The sequence below is a fragment of the Halospeciosus flavus genome (assembly GCF_029814175.1).
Lineage (GTDB): Archaea > Halobacteriota > Halobacteria > Halobacteriales > Halobacteriaceae > Halospeciosus > Halospeciosus flavus.
Genome location: NZ_CP122312.1, coordinates 69,991 through 88,163, shown reverse-complemented (window position 1 = coordinate 88,163; position 18,173 = coordinate 69,991). Strand labels below are relative to the sequence as shown.

General features: G+C 68.2%; 15 protein-coding genes and 1 pseudogene. 9 read left to right on the top strand and 7 right to left on the bottom strand.

The features are described 5' to 3' along the window. Positions 1–27: 27 nt before the first annotated feature. Both P0Y33_RS00425 and P0Y33_RS00420 read right to left on the bottom strand, forming a co-directional pair. Positions 28–450 carry a hypothetical protein gene (locus P0Y33_RS00425; RefSeq protein ID WP_279528607.1) on the bottom strand — a complete coding sequence of 141 codons (423 nt, stop codon included), beginning with the start codon at positions 448–450 and terminating at the stop codon, positions 28–30. Positions 451–489: 39 nt separating this feature from the next. After that, on the bottom strand, positions 490–1,632 hold the full coding sequence (locus tag P0Y33_RS00420) for an NAD(P)/FAD-dependent oxidoreductase (RefSeq protein ID WP_279528606.1): 1,143 nt from the start codon (positions 1,630–1,632) through the stop codon (positions 490–492). A gap of 143 nt (positions 1,633–1,775) precedes the next feature. Here P0Y33_RS00420 and P0Y33_RS00415 point away from each other — a divergent pair, with 143 nt between their 5' ends. After that, positions 1,776–4,868, top strand: coding sequence for an FAD-binding and (Fe-S)-binding domain-containing protein (locus tag P0Y33_RS00415; RefSeq protein WP_279528605.1), 3,093 nt, complete (start codon positions 1,776–1,778; stop codon positions 4,866–4,868). Positions 4,869–4,892: 24 nt separating this feature from the next. On the opposite strand, the gene P0Y33_RS00410 is transcribed toward P0Y33_RS00415, so the two are convergent. After that, the gene (locus tag P0Y33_RS00410; RefSeq protein ID WP_279528604.1) at positions 4,893–5,801 is read right to left on the bottom strand and encodes an AEC family transporter; all 909 of its coding nucleotides are present in this window, start codon (positions 5,799–5,801) and stop codon (positions 4,893–4,895) included. A 143-nt stretch (positions 5,802–5,944) separates the two neighbouring features. Here P0Y33_RS00410 and P0Y33_RS00405 point away from each other — a divergent pair, with 143 nt between their 5' ends. Continuing rightward, on the top strand, positions 5,945–6,169 hold the full coding sequence (locus P0Y33_RS00405) for a hypothetical protein (protein WP_279528603.1): 225 nt from the start codon (positions 5,945–5,947) through the stop codon (positions 6,167–6,169). On the opposite strand, the gene P0Y33_RS00400 is transcribed toward P0Y33_RS00405, so the two are convergent. Then, positions 6,166–7,119: an AEC family transporter gene (locus P0Y33_RS00400; RefSeq protein ID WP_279528602.1), complete on the bottom strand. Its 954-nt coding sequence runs from the start codon at positions 7,117–7,119 to the stop codon at positions 6,166–6,168. The genes P0Y33_RS00405 and P0Y33_RS00400 overlap by 4 nt on opposite strands. A 189-nt stretch (positions 7,120–7,308) precedes the next feature. Here P0Y33_RS00400 and P0Y33_RS00395 point away from each other — a divergent pair, with 189 nt between their 5' ends. Continuing rightward, positions 7,309–8,109 carry a helix-turn-helix transcriptional regulator gene (locus P0Y33_RS00395; protein WP_279528601.1) on the top strand — a complete coding sequence of 267 codons (801 nt, stop codon included), beginning with the start codon at positions 7,309–7,311 and terminating at the stop codon, positions 8,107–8,109. A 62-nt stretch (positions 8,110–8,171) separates the two neighbouring features. On the opposite strand, the gene P0Y33_RS00390 is transcribed toward P0Y33_RS00395, so the two are convergent. Continuing rightward, entirely contained in the window at positions 8,172–9,125 is a 954-nt protein-coding gene (locus P0Y33_RS00390) for a M48 family metallopeptidase (protein WP_279528600.1), read from the bottom strand. Between the two features lie 589 nt (positions 9,126–9,714). Between P0Y33_RS00390 and P0Y33_RS00385 the strand changes: the two genes are divergently transcribed. Next, on the top strand, positions 9,715–10,842 hold the full coding sequence (locus P0Y33_RS00385) for an ABC transporter substrate-binding protein (protein WP_279528599.1): 1,128 nt from the start codon (positions 9,715–9,717) through the stop codon (positions 10,840–10,842). A gap of 10 nt (positions 10,843–10,852) precedes the next feature. After that, positions 10,853–11,707, top strand: a complete 855-nt coding sequence (locus tag P0Y33_RS00380) for an FAD-binding protein (protein ID WP_279528598.1) — start codon at positions 10,853–10,855, stop codon at positions 11,705–11,707. Between the two features lie 5 nt (positions 11,708–11,712). Here P0Y33_RS00380 and P0Y33_RS00375 read toward each other — a convergent pair whose 3' ends face one another. Further along, positions 11,713–11,913: a hypothetical protein gene (locus tag P0Y33_RS00375; RefSeq protein WP_279528597.1), complete on the bottom strand. Its 201-nt coding sequence runs from the start codon at positions 11,911–11,913 to the stop codon at positions 11,713–11,715. Positions 11,914–12,117: 204 nt separating this feature from the next. On the opposite strand from P0Y33_RS00375, the gene P0Y33_RS00370 reads away from it, so the two are divergent. The 3 genes and pseudogenes from P0Y33_RS00370 (at position 12,118) to P0Y33_RS00360 (ending at position 15,247) form a co-directional block, all read left to right on the top strand. Continuing rightward, entirely contained in the window at positions 12,118–13,284 is a 1,167-nt protein-coding gene (locus P0Y33_RS00370; RefSeq protein ID WP_279528596.1) for a FecCD family ABC transporter permease, read from the top strand. A 174-nt stretch (positions 13,285–13,458) separates the two neighbouring features. After that, a pseudogene (locus P0Y33_RS00365) lies at positions 13,459–14,142 on the top strand (ABC transporter ATP-binding protein); the annotation flags it as partial. 58 nt (positions 14,143–14,200) lie between these two features. Then, positions 14,201–15,247 (top strand): phytoene/squalene synthase family protein, encoded by a 1,047-nt coding sequence (locus P0Y33_RS00360; protein WP_279528594.1) that lies wholly within the window; start codon positions 14,201–14,203, stop codon positions 15,245–15,247. A gap of 9 nt (positions 15,248–15,256) precedes the next feature. Here the strand turns inward: P0Y33_RS00360 and P0Y33_RS00355 are convergent, their stop codons facing one another. After that, on the bottom strand, positions 15,257–16,288 hold the full coding sequence (locus tag P0Y33_RS00355) for a zinc-dependent alcohol dehydrogenase family protein (RefSeq protein ID WP_279528593.1): 1,032 nt from the start codon (positions 16,286–16,288) through the stop codon (positions 15,257–15,259). 135 nt (positions 16,289–16,423) lie between these two features. Between P0Y33_RS00355 and P0Y33_RS00350 the strand changes: the two genes are divergently transcribed. Continuing rightward, on the top strand, positions 16,424–18,079 hold the full coding sequence (locus P0Y33_RS00350; protein WP_279528592.1) for a long-chain fatty acid--CoA ligase: 1,656 nt from the start codon (positions 16,424–16,426) through the stop codon (positions 18,077–18,079). Positions 18,080–18,173: the final 94 nt, after the last annotated feature.

Sequence of the window (18,173 nt, the reverse complement as noted above, 5' to 3'; positions counted from 1 at the left end):
GGCGGGCCGGTCACGTCGTGACCGAACTCAGGCGACGAGGACGAGCAAGAGCGCGTTGTTCAGGAAGGGGAGCGCGTTCCCGGCGACGATACCGAGCGGGACCCCCACGTCCAGTCCCTCGGGGAGTCGTCTCCAGAGGACGAGTGAGAGGGCCAGCAGCCCCACCTTCGCGGGGAAGAAGGCGACACCCCCAACGGTGGTGAGGAGTAACTGGCCGAGCGGGTTCCGCTCGACGAACCCTCGTTCGAGCAACACCCACGAGGTGAGGACGTCGCCCATCGCGAGCGCGGCGCCGACGGTCCAGAGGAAGAACGTGGCCGCCCAGTACGTCCGGTAGTGGCGTTCGAGTCCCTCGTCGAGCGCCGTCCAGAAGCGGTCGGTGAAGGAGACGAACGGCGGCGCCCGCTGGAAGACGACTTGCGCGTCCGGTCGCTGTCCCTTCACTCCCATACTGGTCCTCTCTCACCCACTGGCCAAAAGCCTTATCACTCAGTCCCAGTGGCTGACGTAGTCGAAGTCCGGCGAGCGGTGGGTGAAGCGGTCGAGGGCGAAGCGGTCGAGGGCGAAGCCGGGGTCCTCGTCGGCGACGTGGGCGCGGACGGCCGCGCCGGTGACGGGCGAGAGCATCACGCCCCGCCCGTGGAAACCGGTCGCGACGACGAGTCCGTCGGGCGTCTCCGCGGGCGCGTCGACGATGGGGAGGCCGTCCGGCGAGGCGGTGTCGGCCCCGGGACAGCAGTCCGTTCGCCGGATCTCGCCGTCCGCCCCCGCCAGCACGTCGGCGAGGTCCGACTGGACGAGGTCGACGAACGACTCGTCGACTCGCATCGTCGCACTCTCGGGGTCGTCGACGAGGTGCTCGTTGCCGCCGACGAGGAGGTCGCCGTGACGGGTGGGCCGCCAGTACACCCGTCGCTCGGGGTCCGAGCCCATCGGTTCGGTGGGCGGGACCTCGCGGCCCGGGTCGACGACGAGCGCGTTCCAGCGCATCGGCCGGACCGGGAGTTCGACGTGGTCGGCGAGGAACTCGCGGGTGCGCCACCCGGTCGCGACGACCACGTAGTCCGCGTCGACGGGGCCGAGGTCCGTCTCGACGCCGGTCACCTCGTCGTCCTCGATTCGGAGTCCGGTCACGGTCCGGTCGCGGTAGATGCGTGCCCCGGCGACGTCGGCCTCGTGGCGGAGCGTCGCGCCGTAGTCTTCGGGGTCGAGGAAGCCCGTGTGGTCGAGGTACTCTAGCGCGCCGTCGTACCCCGAGAGGTCGTCGAACGTCCCCGGGTGGAGTTCGTGGAGGTCTTCGGGGGTGTGGAAGCGGACGGCTTCGGACTCGGCGGCGGTCGCTTCGGCGTGGCCTCCGTCGCCGGCGGGGACGAGGCGGACCGTCGGCTGTTCGAAGAAGTCGAAGACGCCGGTGCCGTCGAAGTCGTGAAAGAACGACCACGCGTGGTCGCGGACGGCCGGTGGGAGCGGTTCGAGGGCGAGCGAGATCATCCCGGAGGCGCGACTCGTCGCACCGCCGCCGACGGTGCCGCGGTCGAGGACGACGACGTCGTGGTCCGGGACGAGCGCGTGGGCCGCCGCGAGGCCGGCGACGCCGGCCCCAACGACGACGACTCGGTCGGTGTCGGTCACGTTCGGCCGTGCGACGGCGGAGACCATAGGTGCTGTCCCGCCCTCCGTCGACAGATTTTGTCGACGCCGTCTCTACCATTGCCGACACACAGAGGTTATAGTGTTGCCGCCGAGAGGGTCCTACCAACGACCCGCACCGACACATGTCTTCGGACCACACCGACCCGACGCCGGCGGCGGACCCGCGCGCGAACTACGACTATCAGGGAGAGGACGTCGCCCGTCCCGACCTCGTCTCGGACCTCGAGGAACGCGTCGACGGCGAGGTCCGCTTCGACTCCTACTCCCGACAGCTGTACGCGACCGACGCCAGCGCCTACGAGGTGACGCCCATCGGCGTCGTCTTCCCGACCTCGACGGCGGACGTCTCCGCGGTCGTCTCCTACTGTGCGGAACACGAGATTCCGGTCCTCCCGCGCGGCGGCGGGACGAGTCTCGCCGGCCAGGCCACCAACGAGGCGGTCGTCCTCGACTTCTCGCGGCACATGGACCAGGTCCGCGAGGTCGACCCCGACGCGCGCCGCGCGACGGCGGACGCGGGGACCATCCTCGAAGAGTTGAACGCCGAACTCGCCCCGCACGGCCTGAAGTTCGCGCCCGACCCCGCGGCGGGCAACCGGAGCGTTATCGGCGGCGCCATCGGCAACAACTCGACGGGGTCGCACTCGCTGAAGTACGGCAAGACGGACGCCTACGTCGAGGAACTGGAGGTCGTCCTCGCCGACGGGACGGTCACGACCTTCGGCGAAATCGACGTCGAGACGCTCCGCGAGGAGGCCGACGCCGAGGGCGACCTCGAAGCACAGATCTACGCCGAGGTCGTCCGCATCCTCGACGAGGACGCCGACGAGGTGGAGGCGCGCTACCCGGACATGAAGCGCAACGTCTCGGGGTACAACCTCGACGTGCTCGTCGAGGAGGCCCAGGAGGCGCGACGCGCCTCCGAACGGACGAGCGGTGAAACTGCGAGCGAGTCGGGGAGCGTGAACCTCGGCCGCCTCCTCGCCGGGTCGGAGGGGACGCTCGCCGTCGTCACGCGCGCCACCGTCTCGCTCGAACCCGTCCCCGAGACGAAGTCGCTGGCGCTGCTCACCTACGAGGACGTCGTCGACGCGATGGAGGACGTCCAGCACATCCTCGACAACCACGACCCCTCGGCGGTCGAACTCGTCGACGACGTGCTCATCGACCTCGCCTCCGACACCGAAGAGTTCGCGGACGTGACGGCGATGCTCCCGGAAGGGACCCGGAGCGCGCTCCTCGTCGAGTTCTACGCCGAGGACGACGAACACGGCGAGGAACAGGTGGCCGCGCTCCTCGACGACCGCGTCCCCGACGGGACGCCCGACGCCGACCAGTTCGCCTTCGACGCGATGGAGGCCCACGACGACGAGACGCGGGGGCGCTTCTGGAAACTCCGGAAGGCGGGCATGCCCATCCTGATGGGCCGGACGTCCGACGAGAAACACCTCTCGTTCATCGAGGACGCCGCCATCCCGCCCGAACACCTCCCCGAGTACGTCGCCGAGTTCCAGGAGATTCTCGCCGACCACGACACGTTCGCCTCCTTCTACGCCCACGCCGGGCCGGGCGTCCTGCACGTCCGTCCGCTCATCAACACGAAGACCGAGGTCGGCCTGGAGACCTACGAGTCCATCGCCGACGAGGTGACCGACCTCGTCGTCGAGTACGGTGGGAGCGTCTCCGGCGAGCACGGCGACGGCCGCGCGCGAACGCAGTGGAACCGGAAACTGTACGGCGAGGACCTCTGGGAGACGTTCAAGTCCCTGAAGTCGGCGTTCGACCCCGACTGGCTGCTCAACCCCGGACAGGTCTGTGGCTACGACCCCGAAGACGCCGAGGCGGGCGAGGTTCCCGAACGGGCCGTCCACGCCTCGATGACCGAGAACCTCCGCTTCGACCCCGACTACGAGTTCGACCCCGGCTTCGAACCCGAGTTGGAGTGGCAAAACGACAACGGGTTCCAGGGGATGGCCGAACTCTGTCACGGCTGTGGCGGCTGTCGCGGCCACCAGGACACGACCGGCGGCGTGATGTGTCCGACCTACCGCGCCAGCGAGGAGGAAGTCACCTCGACGCGGGGCCGGGCGAACGCGCTCCGGCAGGCGATGAGCGGCGACCTCCCCGAGGACGAACTCTTCTCCGAGGAGTTCGTCCACGAGGTGCTCGACCTCTGTATCGGCTGTAAGGGGTGTGCCCGCGACTGCCCGAGCGAGGTCGACATGGCGAAGTTGAAGGCCGAGGTGACACACGAGTACCACCAGCGCGAGGGGGCGAGCCTCCGCGACAGACTGTTCGCCAACGTCGACACGCTCTCGAAGGTCGGGAGCGCGCTCGCGCCCGTCTCGAACTGGGCGTCGAAACTCCCCGGTTCGCGCGCCCTGCTGGAGAAGACGGTGGGCATCTCTGCGGACCGGACGCTCCCCTCGTTCCACTCGGAGACGGTCCACGACTGGTTCGAGGCCCGCGGCGGGTCTCGGGTCTCCGCGAACGAGGCCGAACGCGAGGCGGTCTTCTTCGTCGACACGCACACGAACTACAGCCACCCCGAGGTGGGGAAGGCCGCCGTCCGCGTGCTCGAAGCCGCCGGCGTCCACGTCGAACTCGCCGACGGGACCGACAGCGGTCGCCCCGCCCACTCGAAGGGGTTCGTCGAGCAGGCGCGCGAGACCGCCCGCGAGAACGTCCGCGAACTCGCGCCGAAGGTCGATACGGGCAAGGACGCCGTCCTCGTCGAACCCTCCGACGCCGTCATGTTCCAGTCGGACTACCTCGACCTCCTGCCTGGTGACCACGCGGAGACGGTCGCCGCGGCCACCTACGGCGTCTGCGAGTACCTCGACACCTTCCGCCTCGACGAGCAGGTGGAGTGGGCCGCCACCGGCCCGTCGCTGACCTACCACGGCCACTGCCACCAGAAGGCGACGAAGAAGGACCACCACGCGGTCGGCGTCCTCCGGCGAGCGGGCTACGACGTCGACCCGCTCGACTCCGGGTGCTGTGGGATGGCTGGCTCCTTCGGCTACGAGGCCGAACACCAGTCGATGAGCGAGGCCATCGGCGACGTCCTCTTCGAGCAGGTCGACGAGAGCGACGGCGAACGGGTCGTCGCGCCGGGCGCCTCCTGCCGGACGCAACTCGGTGACCGCGACGCCGCGAGCGAGGAGCCACCGACGCCGGTCGAACTCCTCGACGCGGCGCTCGGGGGGCGGTAGGGCGAGCGTTCTCCCGAACCCTCGTCACCCGAAGAACTGTACCAGCACCAACACTACGCCGAGTGAGACGACGGTCGACGTGAAGACGGTGGTCGAGGCGAGACGGGTGTCGCCGCCGAGTTGGTCCGCGTAGACGAACGTCGAGATGGCCGTCGGCATCGCCAACATTACCGTTCCGGCTTTGACGCCCGCGTCGTCGACGGCGAGCAGCGAGAACGCGACGAGCGCCACCAGCGGCATGACCAGCACCTTCAGCGCGACGACGGAGGTAACGATCGAGGGGTCGACGTCGTCCGCGTCGAACGAGAGGGAGGCGCCGACCGAGAGGAGTGCGGCCGGGAGCGCGAGCGACCCGACGGTACTCGCACCGGAAAGGACGGCCGCGGGCGGGACGAACCCGGTCGCCGAGCAGACGAGGCCGACGACCAGCGCGGCGAGGACGGGGTTCGTGACGACGCCGCGCAACTCCGAGCGGAGCGAGGCGTCGGCGTCGTTGAGGAAGGTCAGGACGAGGACCGTCACCGGAGTCTGGACCAGGGCGCCGACGCCGAGGAGGAGACTCGCCTTCGCGGTCACCAGGTCGCCGAAGGTCATCGCGACGATGGGCAGACCGAGGAACCCGAGGTTCGTGTGGTAGGACTGGACGACGGCGACGCTCCGGGTCGCGGGCGACGACGCTCGCCGGTGGACGACCCACCCGACGGCGGCGACGGCGCACAGGACGAAGAGGAAGCCGAAGACGAGCGCGGGGGAGAACACCGACTCCAGCGACTTCGTGGCCGTCGAGGAGAAGATGAGTGCGGGGAGGGCGAGGTAGAAGGCGAACGCGGTCAGGACGTCGGTCCGCTCGGTCGTGAGCAGGCCGAGCCACCGGGCGGCGGTGCCTGCTCCGAGGAGTCCCAGCATGTAGGCGACGTCCAACAGCAGTGACACACTCGACTGTCGGCGGTCGGGTCTCTTTCGGCTTTCGTTCTCGGTGGACGAACGCGAGGTAGTGGCGGTCGGGCCGTGGTCCGAGCGTCCCGTCCCGCCGACGCTGGCACAGGTTTTTCTTCGCGGCGGTTGAACCCCGAAGTATGAAACGCCTCGCGAACGCAGCGCTGAACTTCGCTCTGAACTTCGTCGTCGGCTACGCCGTCGGGACGGTCGTCGCGGACCGCTCGACGGGCCGTCGGGTCGGACTCGGCCTGGGACTCGTCGGAGCGGTCGGTGCGTACCTGCTCTCCGGTCTCGAAGAGGTCCGAAACGACGGGACGTCCGACGCGGTCGACATCGAAGTACAGAGTCCGAACCAGGTCTAGAGGACGACGCCGGCCTGCAGGATGGCGACGAGTGCGGTCATGACGGCCACGCCGGCGAGCGTCGTCGTGAAGATGGCCGTGCTGAGGTACTCCGGTGCGGTGATGCCGCCGACGGAGACGTCTTCGGCGTACTCGATGGTGAGCGCCAGCGGGATGACCGCTGCGGGTGTCGCACACTCGAGGACGAAGACGCGAGCGATGGTCGGGTTCTCGAAGCCGAGTACGAGCGCGAGGCCGACGCCGACCAGCGGCGCGGCTACGAGTTTCAGCGCGGCGGGGGTCAGCGAGCGGGTGACGGCGGTCACGTCGGTGTCGGCGAGTTGGACGCCGAGGATGAGCAACATCACCGGGATGGAGGCGTCGCCGACGGTCCCGACGGTCTCCATCAGTGCGGTATCGGGTGCCGGAACGACGCCCAGCGCGCGGACGGCGACCCCGGCGACCACCGCGTAGACGAGCGGGAGGCGGAAGATCTCGGTGACCGATTCCAGCGCGCCGCGGTCGGTGCCACGGGAGGCGACGTAGACACCGAGCGTGTAGACGACGAGGTTCTGGATGGTCAGGTAGAGGACCGCCGTCGTCCGCCCGAGATCGCCGAACGCGAACTCCGAGAGCGGGATGCCGATGAACCCGGAGTTGGGGAAGGCGGCGGCGAGCATCAACGCGCCGAGCAGGGGGCCGGACTCGCCGGTGAAGCGGCCGACGACCCACGCCAACCCCATCATCAGGACCGCGTAGCCGACGACGCCGACGCCGAGTTTGGCGATGGCGGCGCCGTCGATGGTCGTCGTCGCGATGCTGTGGAAGGCCAGCGCGGGGACGAGGACGTAGAGACCGGCCTTGTTCAGTGGCTGGACGTCGACGTCCGTCGTCCGCTTCAGCAGGTAGCCCGCGGCCGCGACGGCGAGGATGGGGCCGACGGCGTTCGTGAACGCGCTGGTCAGTCCCATCCGTCGCCCCCGTCGCGGTGGGCGACAGTTCCCTGAGTCGTCATACTCGTTCGGACGGCCCGTACCCACTAGTATCGTTTCAGAAAGCGATTCGCCGCGAGAAACGTCCTCAGCCGCCCACGCCCTTTCACGACGTGAAACCCTTTCAGGCGACGAAACCGACTTGGTCGGGCCGACCGAACCGTGGGTATGAACGATTCGGAGGCGCTCGAAGAGATCGAGTTCCTCGCGCGCTCGGCCAACCGCATCGAGGTGTTGACGACACTCGCCGACGACGCGTACACGCGGCGCGACCTCGGCGAGGTCGTGGACGTCTCCCAACCGACGCTGGGGCGCATCCTCCGCGACCTCGGCGAGCGCAACTGGATCGCCTACGACGGCGAGCGCTACCGCGCGACGGCGACCGGCCGACTCGTCGAGACGGGCATTACCGACCTCTGGGAGCGCCTCGCGGCGGACGTCCACCTCCGGCCGGTGGCCGAGTGGCTCCCGACCGGTGTCCTCGACTTCGACCTCCGGCACCTGGGCGACGCCACCATCACGACGCCGAGCCAGACCCGCCCGAACGCGCCCATCCAGCGGATGCTCCGCCTGCTACGCGGTGCCGACCGGGCGCTCTTGCTCTCGCACGCCTTCAACGAGCAGAAACTCGACCTCGTCCGCCGGCGAGCCGTCGACGGGTCGCTGACGACGAAGGGGGTGTTCGCCGCGGAGGCGATCGACGCGCTCGCGGCCGAACCGACGCTCCGCGACGACCTCCGCGACGTCGTCGCGGCAGACGCCGCCGAAATCCGGGTGTACGACGGGACCGTCCCCGTCGCGGTCGAGGTGACCGACGGCCGGACGCACTTCCTCCTGCGCGACGCGGAGGGCATCGTCCGCGCCTCGCTCGACACCGACGACGAGACGGTCCGCGCGTGGGCGGCGGAGACCCACCAGCGCTACTGGGAAGACGCCGAACCGCTCGACGTCGATTGGTTCGAGGAGTAGGTGCGGCGTAGCGGTGAGGAGTAGCGGAGCGGCGTAGCAGCGCGGCGTACCGGAGGAGACGCCTACTCCACCTCGATGCGGTGACGTCCCTTCCCCTCTCCTTCGGCCTTCTCGACGAGGCGCTCGATACGGTCGTCCATCGAGGGATGCGTCGAGAGCATCCGCGAGAGGGCGTTCTCCTCCTCGCCGCTGACGTAGAGGGGCGAGAGCAGGCCGAAGCCAGTCTCCGTGGCGCGCTGAATCTTCCGGAGGGCGCGGGCCAGGGCCATCGGTTTGCCCGTCACCTCGGCGGCGCGGTCGTCCGCGGCGTACTCGCGGTGTCGGGAGTGTGCCCGGACGAAGATGGTCAACAGCACGAAGACGAGCGCGACGATCTGTCCGAGTCGTCGCCGCAACCGCCCCATCGGACTCTGCTCCCAGTGGAACGGCTTGCCGCGGAGCCACGCCCACGCCCGCGCCACTCCCGTGAGGAGCAGGATCGCGGGGAGCAGGACGAGCGTGAGCAGGCCGACGACCGTCCGGACGGCGCTGTAGGCGAGCGTCTGGACGAGGCTGTCGTGGCTCTCGATGTGCGCGAGTTCGTGGGCGAGGATGGTCTCGAACTCGTCGGCGTCGAGCAGGTGGAACAGCGAGCGGTCGAAGACGAGGATGCCGTTGCTCCGGCCGCCGAGAGCGAGCGCGTTTGGTGCCCGCATCTCCGCGAGGAGGACACGGGGCTTCTCGAGGTCCATCTCGGCGGTGAGGTCGTCGAGGCGGTGGTGGAGTCGGGGCGCCCGCGACTCGGGGAGTTCGACGGCGTTCAGGCCGGCGAGCATTCGCTCGGTCCCGAACTTGTAGCTGAAGTAGCCGAAGACGAGGGTGAGGACGAGGACGTAGAGGACCGTCGTCTCCAGACTCGGGCGGGCCTGCCAGACGATGGCTGGCCCCCAGTAAGTGAGGTAGGCCGCGCCCGCGTAGAGGACGAGCAGGCAGACGCCGACGAGCGCCATCAGGAGACGGAGGGTGAACCGACGCATGGGCGGTGGTTCGAGGGTGAGGAAGAAAAATCGGTTGGGGCACGAGATTCGGAACGAGCGACCGGAGGGAGCGAGTGAGAATCTCGGGAAAGCGAGCGGGGAGGTACGACCCGCGAGCAGGGAAGACCGGAGGGAGCGAGAATCTCGGGGAGGCGACCGGCCCGCACAGCCGCCACAAACGGCGTGACCGTTTCCGTCAGTTTAGGAGACACTTTGTACTCGGCCGCCGAGCGTCCAGTCGCTTCGGCCCTCCACGGACGAATCCGCCGGGGAACGAGTCACCTCGCCGGCGGGGACGACCCACCGGTCCATTTCTCAGATACGCGCGCTATTTCTCAGTTATCGGCCGAATATCTCCGAAAACGCGCCCGTTTCTCAGATATGCGGCACATATCTCGCGAACGTCGGCGATAACTGAGTTGTTGCGCCGGCGCCGTCGTCACTCGATGCGACGAAATCGCCGTCGAGGTCCTCCACCGGACGGGGTCGAACGGCCCTCGCTGGAGACGTGTCGTGTGGGGCCTCTCACAGGATTTAGGCCTCCCGAAAAATCGGAACGCCTTTCTACCTTTAGGCGTGCCTAATCTGTATGGCCGACAAGCAGACGACGCGGCGGGCGTTCCTCGGTGGGGGCGCGGCACTCGGTACGTCGCTCCTCGCCGGGTGTACCGGCGGAAACGGTTCGACCTCACAGACGACCACGACGAAGGACTCGTCCTACTCGGTCCAGATGGCACCGGTCGGCGAGGTCACCTTCGACGAGGTCCCGCAGACGTGGGTCGCGAACAACGGGAGTTGGGCCGACATGGGCGTCGCACTCGGCGTCGAGCCACCGAAGGGGCTCTGGCTCACGAGCCGCTACCACACGCAGTACTACGACCCGATTCCCGACGTCTCCGTGGACAAGAGCGGGATGACCAGTCTCTACAGCAGCGGCGGCGTGAGCAAGGAGGTGTTCTACCAGCTGAACGGTGACGTCCACGTCATCGACCCGCACTTCCTGAACAACCGCTTCAAGGGGTGGGAGCAGAAGGATATCGAGGAGGTCGCCGACAAGATCGGACCGTTCTTCGGCAACAGCATCTTCTCGCGGGGGTACGCCTGGCACGACAGCTACCAGTTCTACACGCTCTACGAGGCGTTCGAGAAGCTCTCGAATGTGTTCCAGCGCCAGGACCGCTACGAGGCGTTCACGTCGGTTCACGACGAGATGCAGCAGAAACTCGCCGCCAACCTCCCGCCCGAGAGCGAGCGCCCGAACGTCGCCATCTTCTGGGCGTCCGGCGACGCGCCGGAGACGTTCCTCCCGTACCTCATCAACGAGGGGACGAGCTACAAGCAGTGGCGCGACCTGCAGGTCGGCGACGCGCTCGCCGAGACGGACGTGCAGGACTTCCACGCCTCGCGCAGCAGCATCGACTACGAGACGCTGCTCGAGATCGACCCTGAGGTCATCCTCCTGCGTGGCCAGGAGTCGAAGACCGCCGAGGAGTTCCAGAACACCGTCGTCGAGTTTATGAAGAACCACGACGTCGCCAGCGACCTCACGGCCGTCAAGAACGGCGACGTGTACCGCGCCGGCGGCCTCTACCAGGGACCGATCACCAACCTCGTGCTCACCGAGCGCGCGGTCGGCCAAATCTATCCCGACGCGTTCGACGGCGTCTCGCTCTACGACCCACAGCGCGTCTCGGACATCGCCAACGGGAACTTCTGAGCGACCGACGATGACTGACGAGGTGGACGCGCTGGACGTGCTGGTCGTCGGTGGCGGACCCGCGGGCGCAGCGGCGGCCGTCTTCACCGCCCGCGCGGGTCTCGACACCCGCGTCTACAACCGCGGACCGTCGGCGCTCAGCCAGTGTGCTCACCTCTCGAACTACCTCGGCTTCCCCGAGGGAATCGACGTCGAGACGTTCGACGAACTGACCGACGCACACGTTCGGGCGGCCGGGGGCACGGTCCACGAGGCACACGTCGAGACGGTTCACCACGACGACTCGGCGGACGCCGGGAACTTCCGCGCCGAGACGGACACTGGCGAGATGGTCCACGCTGACCGGGTCGTCGCCGCGACCCGGCAGACGGCCACCTACCTCGACGCGTTCGAGGAACTGTTCGCCGACGGGTCGTTCGACGCCGACGCGGTGGACGCCGACGGTCGGACGCCGGTCGAGGGCCTGTACGTCGCGGGGCCGCGCGGCGGCGGTCCGGACCAGGCGCTCGTCGCGGCCGGACACGGCGCGCGCGTGGGGCACGCCATCGCCGTGGCCGCCCGGGAGGACCGGGGGTACTGGCCCGACATCGCGAGCGAGTACTACGACTGGACGCCGCGCGAGTCGGCCTTCGAACCGGGGTGGGAGGAGAGCGTCGCCGACTGGATCCGTGGCACGGTGCCCGACGGCGCGGACGTCACGTCAGACACCGTCGACGACGTCGTCGCGGAGACGGTCGACCACGAACGCGAGTCCGCGCTCTCGGTCGAGGAGATCGACGAACGACGTAGAGAGGCACAGCACGCACTCCTCGACCACCTCGACGACGACGTCATCCGCGAGTACCTCGACTCGACGGAAGACTAACGCACTCACTCCGTCGATTTCTCCCGGAAGGGGTGGACGTCGAACAGTTGGGCGCCGACGAAAGCCGCGAGCACGACGGCGTAGGCGCCCAGTGCGAGACCGAGGGTGTCGCCGAGGGTGTCGCCGAGGGTGTCGCTCAACTCGGGTGGCACGAGGAGCGCGACCGACACGAGCAACAGTCCGATTCTCGACAGGAGGTCAGCCATGCGACAGCAATCGGTGGGGACCTACTTATACGTTCGCTCGCGTTCACGGAGACTGCAGTGGACGAGCAGGTTCAGGCCGACACGGGGATACCGATTTCGGTGCCGTCGTGGGCATCCCGTACGGACCAAAGCCCTTTTGACTTCTTAGGGCCGCCTAAAGTGTATGAAGCAGCGTCCACAGCGGGCTACTCTCGGGGGGTGTCGATGGGCGACGACGCCACGCTGACGCCCGTAGCGGCGGTCGTCGAGCGGTTCGGCTGGCTCGACGCGCGCCTCCTCTCCGTCGTGCTCGGGAGCGTCGCCATCGTCGTCGGCGCCGGGTTGATCCAGGTGAGCTTCGGTGCGTTCTCGATGCCCATCGTCGCCGCCTGGCAGGCCGTCTTCGACCCCGCCGTGTGGACGAACCCACAGGTCCTCTTGCGGCTCTTGCTCGGTGACGGACTCGGGACGAGCGTGGCGAGCGCGCTCGGGTTCTCGACCGCCGAGGTCGAACTCTCGCGGGAGACGCTCGTCGTCTGGAGTATCCGGATGCCACGGGTGCTCGTCGCCGTGCTCGTCGGCGCGAACCTCGCGCTCTCGGGGGCCGTCTTCCAAGCGGTCACCCGCAACGAACTCGCCAGTCCGTACGTCCTCGGCGTGAGTTCGGGCGCGGGTCTCGCCGTCCTGCTCACGCTCGTCTTCTTCGGCGGGCTGGCGGCGTTCCTCCCGTTGTTCGCCGCGCTCGGCGGGGCGGTCGCCTTCGTACTCGTCTACGTCATCGCGTGGCAGAACGGCACCAGCCCTGTCCGACTCGTCCTCGCGGGCGTCATCGTCTCGACGGTGTTCGGCTCCCTGCAACAGGGGATGTTCTTCCTCATCGACGACGTCGGGACCGTCCAGGCGGCCCTCTCGTGGACGACCGGGTCGCTGACCGGCGTCGACTGGGAGCAGGTCCGACTCGCGCTCCCGTGGACGATTCTCGCGACCGGGCTCCTCCTCGTGACGTCCCGACACCTCAACGTCCTGTTGCTCGGCGAGCGGACCGCGAGTTCGCTGGGGATGGACGTCGAGCGCGTCCGGTTCGGCGTCTCGGCAGTCGCCATCCTCGCGGCCGGGAGCGCCATCGCCGTCGCCGGCATCGTCGGGTTCGTCGGACTCATCGTCCCGCACATGGTCCGCAACCTGGTCGGGAGCGACTACAAGCGCCTGATGGTCGGCTGTCTGTTCGCCGGGCCGGCGCTGGTCGTCTTCGCGGACGTCCTCGCCCGGCTCGGACTCGTAGCGCTCGGTCTCGGAATGTCTCAGGTCCCCGTCGGCATCGTCACAGGTGTCGTCGGCGGTCCGTACTTCCTCTACCTGATGCGGAAGCAGGAGCACATCGGCGAACTCTAAACCATGAGCACACACGCGAACCTCACCGAAGACGACTCCGACGCACCGACGACCGAAGACGTCACCGCCAGCGACCTGCGCGGCGAGGACCTCGAAATAAGCTACCCCGGGATGGACGACCCGGTCGTCGAGACCGAACGCGTCGTCGTGCCCGCGGGCGAGGTGACCGCGCTCGTGGGGCCGAACGGCTCCGGGAAGTCGACGCTCCTGAAGACGCTCGCGAACCAACTCGAACCCGACGCGGGGTCGGTACTCGTCAACGGCCGCGACGTCTGCGAACGCGATTCCAAGCAACTCGCCCGAGAGATCGGGTTGCTCTCCCAGGAGAACGAGGCGCCGTCGACGCTGTCCGTCGAGGACCTCGTCTACCACGGTCGCTACCCTCACCGTGGCTTCTTCGAGGGGACGACCCCGGAGGACGAAGAAGCGGTCGAACGCGCCATCGAGCAGGCCGGCGTCGACCACCTCCGTGACGAACCGCTCGACGAACTCTCCGGCGGCCAGAAGCAGATGGCCTGGATCGCGATGGTGCTCGCCCAGGAGACGGACGTCCTCCTGCTCGACGAACCGACCACGTTCCTCGACCTGCGCCACCAACTCCAGGTACTCGAACTCGTCCGGGAGCTAAACGAGAACCGCGACGTCACCGTCGCCGTCGTCCTCCACGACCTCTCGCAGGCCGCCCGCTTCGCGGACAACCTCGTCGCGATGAAGGACGGCGAACTGTACGACTGGGGACCGCCCAGGAAGGTCGTCACCGAGGCGCTCCTCGAAGACGTCTTCGGCGTCGCCGCCTCCGTCGACGCGGAGGCACCCTCCGGCCCGCACATCCAGCCCCACCACCCAATCGAGAAGTGAACCGGCGAGAATACCCGCTCGCTTTTTAGGGTGGGCGCTCCTCGTAACTACCAACACGGTGTCCAACGAGCAGCTCGACTCGACACGGCGCGACGACGTCGCGTGGTGTTTCGAGGCCGTCCACGGTGTGTCGCGCACGTTCAGCCTGACGATCTCTGAACTCGAGGAGCCAATGGCCCGCGATATCTGCGTCGGCTACCTCTTGTGTCGCGTCGCGGACACCATCGAAGACTCGGGCCGCATCCCGGCGGCCGAGCAGGCCGCGCTGTTACGCCGCTACGAGCGCGTCCTCGACCCCGAGGACCCGACGACGGTCGACTCCTTCGAGCGGACAGTCGCCGAGTGGGTCCCCGCCGACCCGTCGGCCGACTGGCGCGTCGTCGCGAACGCCGGCCGCGTCGTGAGCGCCTTCGAGACGGTCGAACCCCACGCGCGTCGGAGCATCCGCCCGCCGGTCCGCGAACTCGTCGAGGGGATGGCGATGTTCGTCGACCGCTACGCCGAACCCGGCGGTCTCCGTATCCAGACGCTCGACGAACTCGAGGAGTACTGCTGGTACGCCGCCGGCACCGTCGGCGAACTCGTCACCGGACTCGTCTCGAAGGGCGACGACCCCGAGACCGTCCGACGGCGCCACGAGCACGGCCGGGCGTTCGCGTTGCTCCTCCAACTCGTGAACGTCGCCAAGGACGTCGCCGACGACTACGAGGAGGAGAACAACGTCTACCTGCCCCACACGTTCCTCGACGAGGCCGGACTCGAACCCGCGGACGTGGCCGACGAGTCGAACGCGAGCGCGGTCGCCGGCGTCGTCGAACGCGTCGTCGACCACGCGGCGGGCTACCTCGACGGCGCCCAGCGTTGGCTGGAGACGATGCCCCGGACCAGGGGGAACACGCTCGCCGCGTGGGCGGTCCCCTACCTCCTCGCGGTCGGGACGCTCCGCGAACTCCGCGCCCGCCCCGAAGAGGTCGTCGAGCGGGGCGACGTCAAGGTGTCGCGCGAGGAAGTCCACGCGCTCCTCTCGCGGTTCGGTGAGGGCGACGAACCGTCGGTCGCCGAACTCCGCGACGTGATGCAACAGAGACCGCTGGACCAGGCCTAGTTTCTCTCGCTACTCCCGCGAAATCGTCACCTTCCCGACGTGCTCACCCGAGGCGAGACGCCGGTGAGCGGCCGCCACGCCCTCGGCGTCGAAGGTGAACTCCTCGTCGTCGAGGAGCGGTTCGAGTTCGCCCGCGTCGACGAGCGTCGCGACTCGCTCCAGCAGGTCGCCGTGATACGCCCGGCCCGCCCGGTCGTCGTGGAGGAGCGGGACGAGCATGAACACGACGTCGAAACTGAGCGCCTTCACGTGGACGGGGTCGACGTCGACCTCGCCGTGCGCGACGGTCGAGAGGACGTGGCCCTTCAGCCCGGCCGCCTCGAAGGCCGTTTCGAGGTTGTCCCCGCCCGTGCCGACGGTGTCGTAGACGACGTCGAAGCCCTCGCCGTCGGTGTACTCGTCGACGTACTCCTCGACCGACTTCGTGCGATAGTCGATGGCGTGGTTCGCGCCGAGGTCGCGGGCGAGGTCGCGCTTCTCGGCCGTGGAACCGGTCGCGTGGACGACGCCGCCGCGGTGGTCGGCGAGTTGGACGGCGACGTGACCGACGCCGCCGGTCCCGCCGTAGACGAGCACCGAGTCGCCCGGTTGGACGTCGGCGCGGGTGACCAGGCCGTCCCAGGCCGTGATGGTGACGAGTGGGAGGGCGGCGGCTTCGCGCATCGAGAGCGAGTCGGGCTTGTGGGCGAGCGAGGCGGCGTCCGCGAGGACGTACTCCGCGAGCGCGCCGCCGGTCCCGGCCACGCCGCCCGGACAGCCGTACACTTCGTCGCCGACCGCGAACTCCTCGACGCCCTCGCCGACGCTGACGACCGTCCCCGCCACGTCGCCGTGGAGGACGGCGGGGAAGTCGGGTGCGACGTCCGGGAGTTCGCCGCTACGGATCTTGTGGTCGACGGGGTTCACGCTCGTCGCCTCGACGCGGACGACGACGTGGTTCGGTTCCGCCGTCGGCCGTTCGAGTTCGGCCGTCTCGAACACGTCGGGGTCGCCGAACCCTTCGATGACCTGTGCCTCCATCGTGTCGGGGAGATCCGTCATTGCCGGACACTACCGCTGGCTCCCCCTTAAGGGACGACGAATGGGAACTGCTCGCTGCCACCTAGCCGCCCGCTGTCGAACGTATTTAATGATTAACGGGATACTTTTATCAACGTGTGCGACAGACTCTCGGCCATGCCAGGCGGAACCGACATGACTCTGCGGTCGTTCCTGTGGCGTGCGGAAAACGTCTTCCCGGAGCGCGAGATCGTCTCGCGAACGCACGAGGGGATTCACCGCTACACGTACGCCGAGTACGGCGAACGCGTCCGCAAACTCGCGAGCGTCCTCGACGAACGCGGCTACGGCGAGGGTGACCGCATCGCGACGTTCGCGTGGAACAACCACTGGCACCACGAGGCCTACTTCGGCGTGCCGTGTCAGGGTGCCCAACTCCACATGATCAACATCCTCCTGCCGGACTCCCACATCCAGCACCTCGTCTCCGACGCCGAGGACAAGGTCGTCGTCGTGGACCCGGTGATGCTCGACAAACTGGAGGGGGCCTACGACGAGGAGGCCTTCGAGAGCGTCGAGCAGTTCGTCGTCATGGGCGATACGGTGCCCGAGACGTCGCTCGAACCGGTCACCGACTACGAGTCGTTCATCGCCGACGGCGACCCCGACTACGAGTTCCCCGACGTCGACGAGGAACAACCCGCGGGGATGTGTTACACCTCGGGGACGACGGGCAAGCCGAAGGGTGTCGAGTACACCCACAAGATGTACTGGGCGCACACGATGTCCATCATGACCGGCGAACTCGGGATCACGAACACGGACGTCGAGATGCCGGTCGTCCCGATGTTCCACGTCAGCGGGTGGGGTCGGCCGTTCGCGACGGTGGCGGCCGGCGCGAAGACCGTCCTCCCCGGCCCGAACCCCGAACCGGCCGACATCGCCGCACTCTGCGAGAACGAGGGCGTCACCAAGAGCGCCGCCGTGCCGACGGTGTGGCGCGGACTCCTCCAGTACGCCCGCGAGAACGACGTCGACCTCTCCGAACTGGAGTACGTCCTCTCGGGCGGGTCGTCGACGCCGAAGGGACTGATGCGCGACTACCGCGCGGAACTCGACGTCGAGATCGTCGCGGGGTACGGGATGACCGAGACGACGCCCGTCACCCACGTCGCCGAACTCAAACCCGGCATGGAGGACCTAGACGAGGAGTCGCGTGTCGACGTCCGCGCACACGCCGGTCTCATCAGTCCGGGCCTCGAGATGAAGATCGTCGACGACGAGGGCGAGGAACTCCCGTGGGACGGCGAGGCGCTCGGCGAACTCCTGATGCGCGGTCCCTGGGTCACGACCGAGTACTTCAACGCCCCGGAGAAGACCGAGGCACGGGTGACCGAGGACGGGTGGCTCCGGACCGGTGACATCGCCCGCATCGACGAGGACGGCTACGTCGACATCGTCGACCGCGTCGACGACCTCGTGAAGTCCGGCGGCGAGTGGATCTCGAGCGTCGAGGTCGAGAACCGCATCATGGGCCACGAGGACGTTGCCGAGGCGGCCGTCGTCCCGGTCGAACACCCGACGTGGGACGAGCGTCCCGTGGCGTTCGTCGTCGCGATGGAGGACGTCGAGGACCTCGAAGGACTCGAAGAGGCCCTCCGCCAGCGCGTCGCCGAGGAGTACCCCAAGTGGTGGACGCCCGACGTCATCGAGTTCATCGACGAGATCCCGAAAGGCTCCACCGGCAAGTTCTCGAAGAAGGACCTGGCCGAGCAGTACGTCGACGACGAGATCCGCGGCGAGGTCGAGGAAGCAGCACCCGGCGACCGCTGAGACTCCGGACCCGACCCTCTTCTCTCGAACGCAACACAAGCTATTTGGGGCCCTGCCGCTATTGAACAATCAACCTCACTTTGGGTAACTAAAC

What these genes read in the sequence shown, in the direction of transcription:
- P0Y33_RS00405 (WP_279528603.1), top strand. Translation starts at nt 5,945, where the DNA reads ATGAAACGCCTCGCGAACGCAGCGCTGAACTTCGCTCTGAACTTCGTC.
- P0Y33_RS00385 (WP_279528599.1), top strand. Translation starts at nt 9,715, where the DNA reads ATGGCCGACAAGCAGACGACGCGGCGGGCGTTCCTCGGTGGGGGCGCG.
- P0Y33_RS00425 (WP_279528607.1), bottom strand. Translation starts at nt 450, where the DNA reads ATGGGAGTGAAGGGACAGCGACCGGACGCGCAAGTCGTCTTCCAGCGG.
- P0Y33_RS00390 (WP_279528600.1), bottom strand. Translation starts at nt 9,125, where the DNA reads ATGCGTCGGTTCACCCTCCGTCTCCTGATGGCGCTCGTCGGCGTCTGC.
- P0Y33_RS00350 (WP_279528592.1), top strand. Translation starts at nt 16,424, where the DNA reads ATGCCAGGCGGAACCGACATGACTCTGCGGTCGTTCCTGTGGCGTGCG.
- P0Y33_RS00400 (WP_279528602.1), bottom strand. Translation starts at nt 7,119, where the DNA reads ATGGGACTGACCAGCGCGTTCACGAACGCCGTCGGCCCCATCCTCGCC.
- P0Y33_RS00395 (WP_279528601.1), top strand. Translation starts at nt 7,309, where the DNA reads ATGAACGATTCGGAGGCGCTCGAAGAGATCGAGTTCCTCGCGCGCTCG.
- P0Y33_RS00355 (WP_279528593.1), bottom strand. Translation starts at nt 16,288, where the DNA reads ATGACGGATCTCCCCGACACGATGGAGGCACAGGTCATCGAAGGGTTC.
- P0Y33_RS00415 (WP_279528605.1), top strand. Translation starts at nt 1,776, where the DNA reads ATGTCTTCGGACCACACCGACCCGACGCCGGCGGCGGACCCGCGCGCG.
- P0Y33_RS00375 (WP_279528597.1), bottom strand. Translation starts at nt 11,913, where the DNA reads ATGGCTGACCTCCTGTCGAGAATCGGACTGTTGCTCGTGTCGGTCGCG.
- P0Y33_RS00380 (WP_279528598.1), top strand. Translation starts at nt 10,853, where the DNA reads ATGACTGACGAGGTGGACGCGCTGGACGTGCTGGTCGTCGGTGGCGGA.
- P0Y33_RS00370 (WP_279528596.1), top strand. Translation starts at nt 12,118, where the DNA reads ATGGGCGACGACGCCACGCTGACGCCCGTAGCGGCGGTCGTCGAGCGG.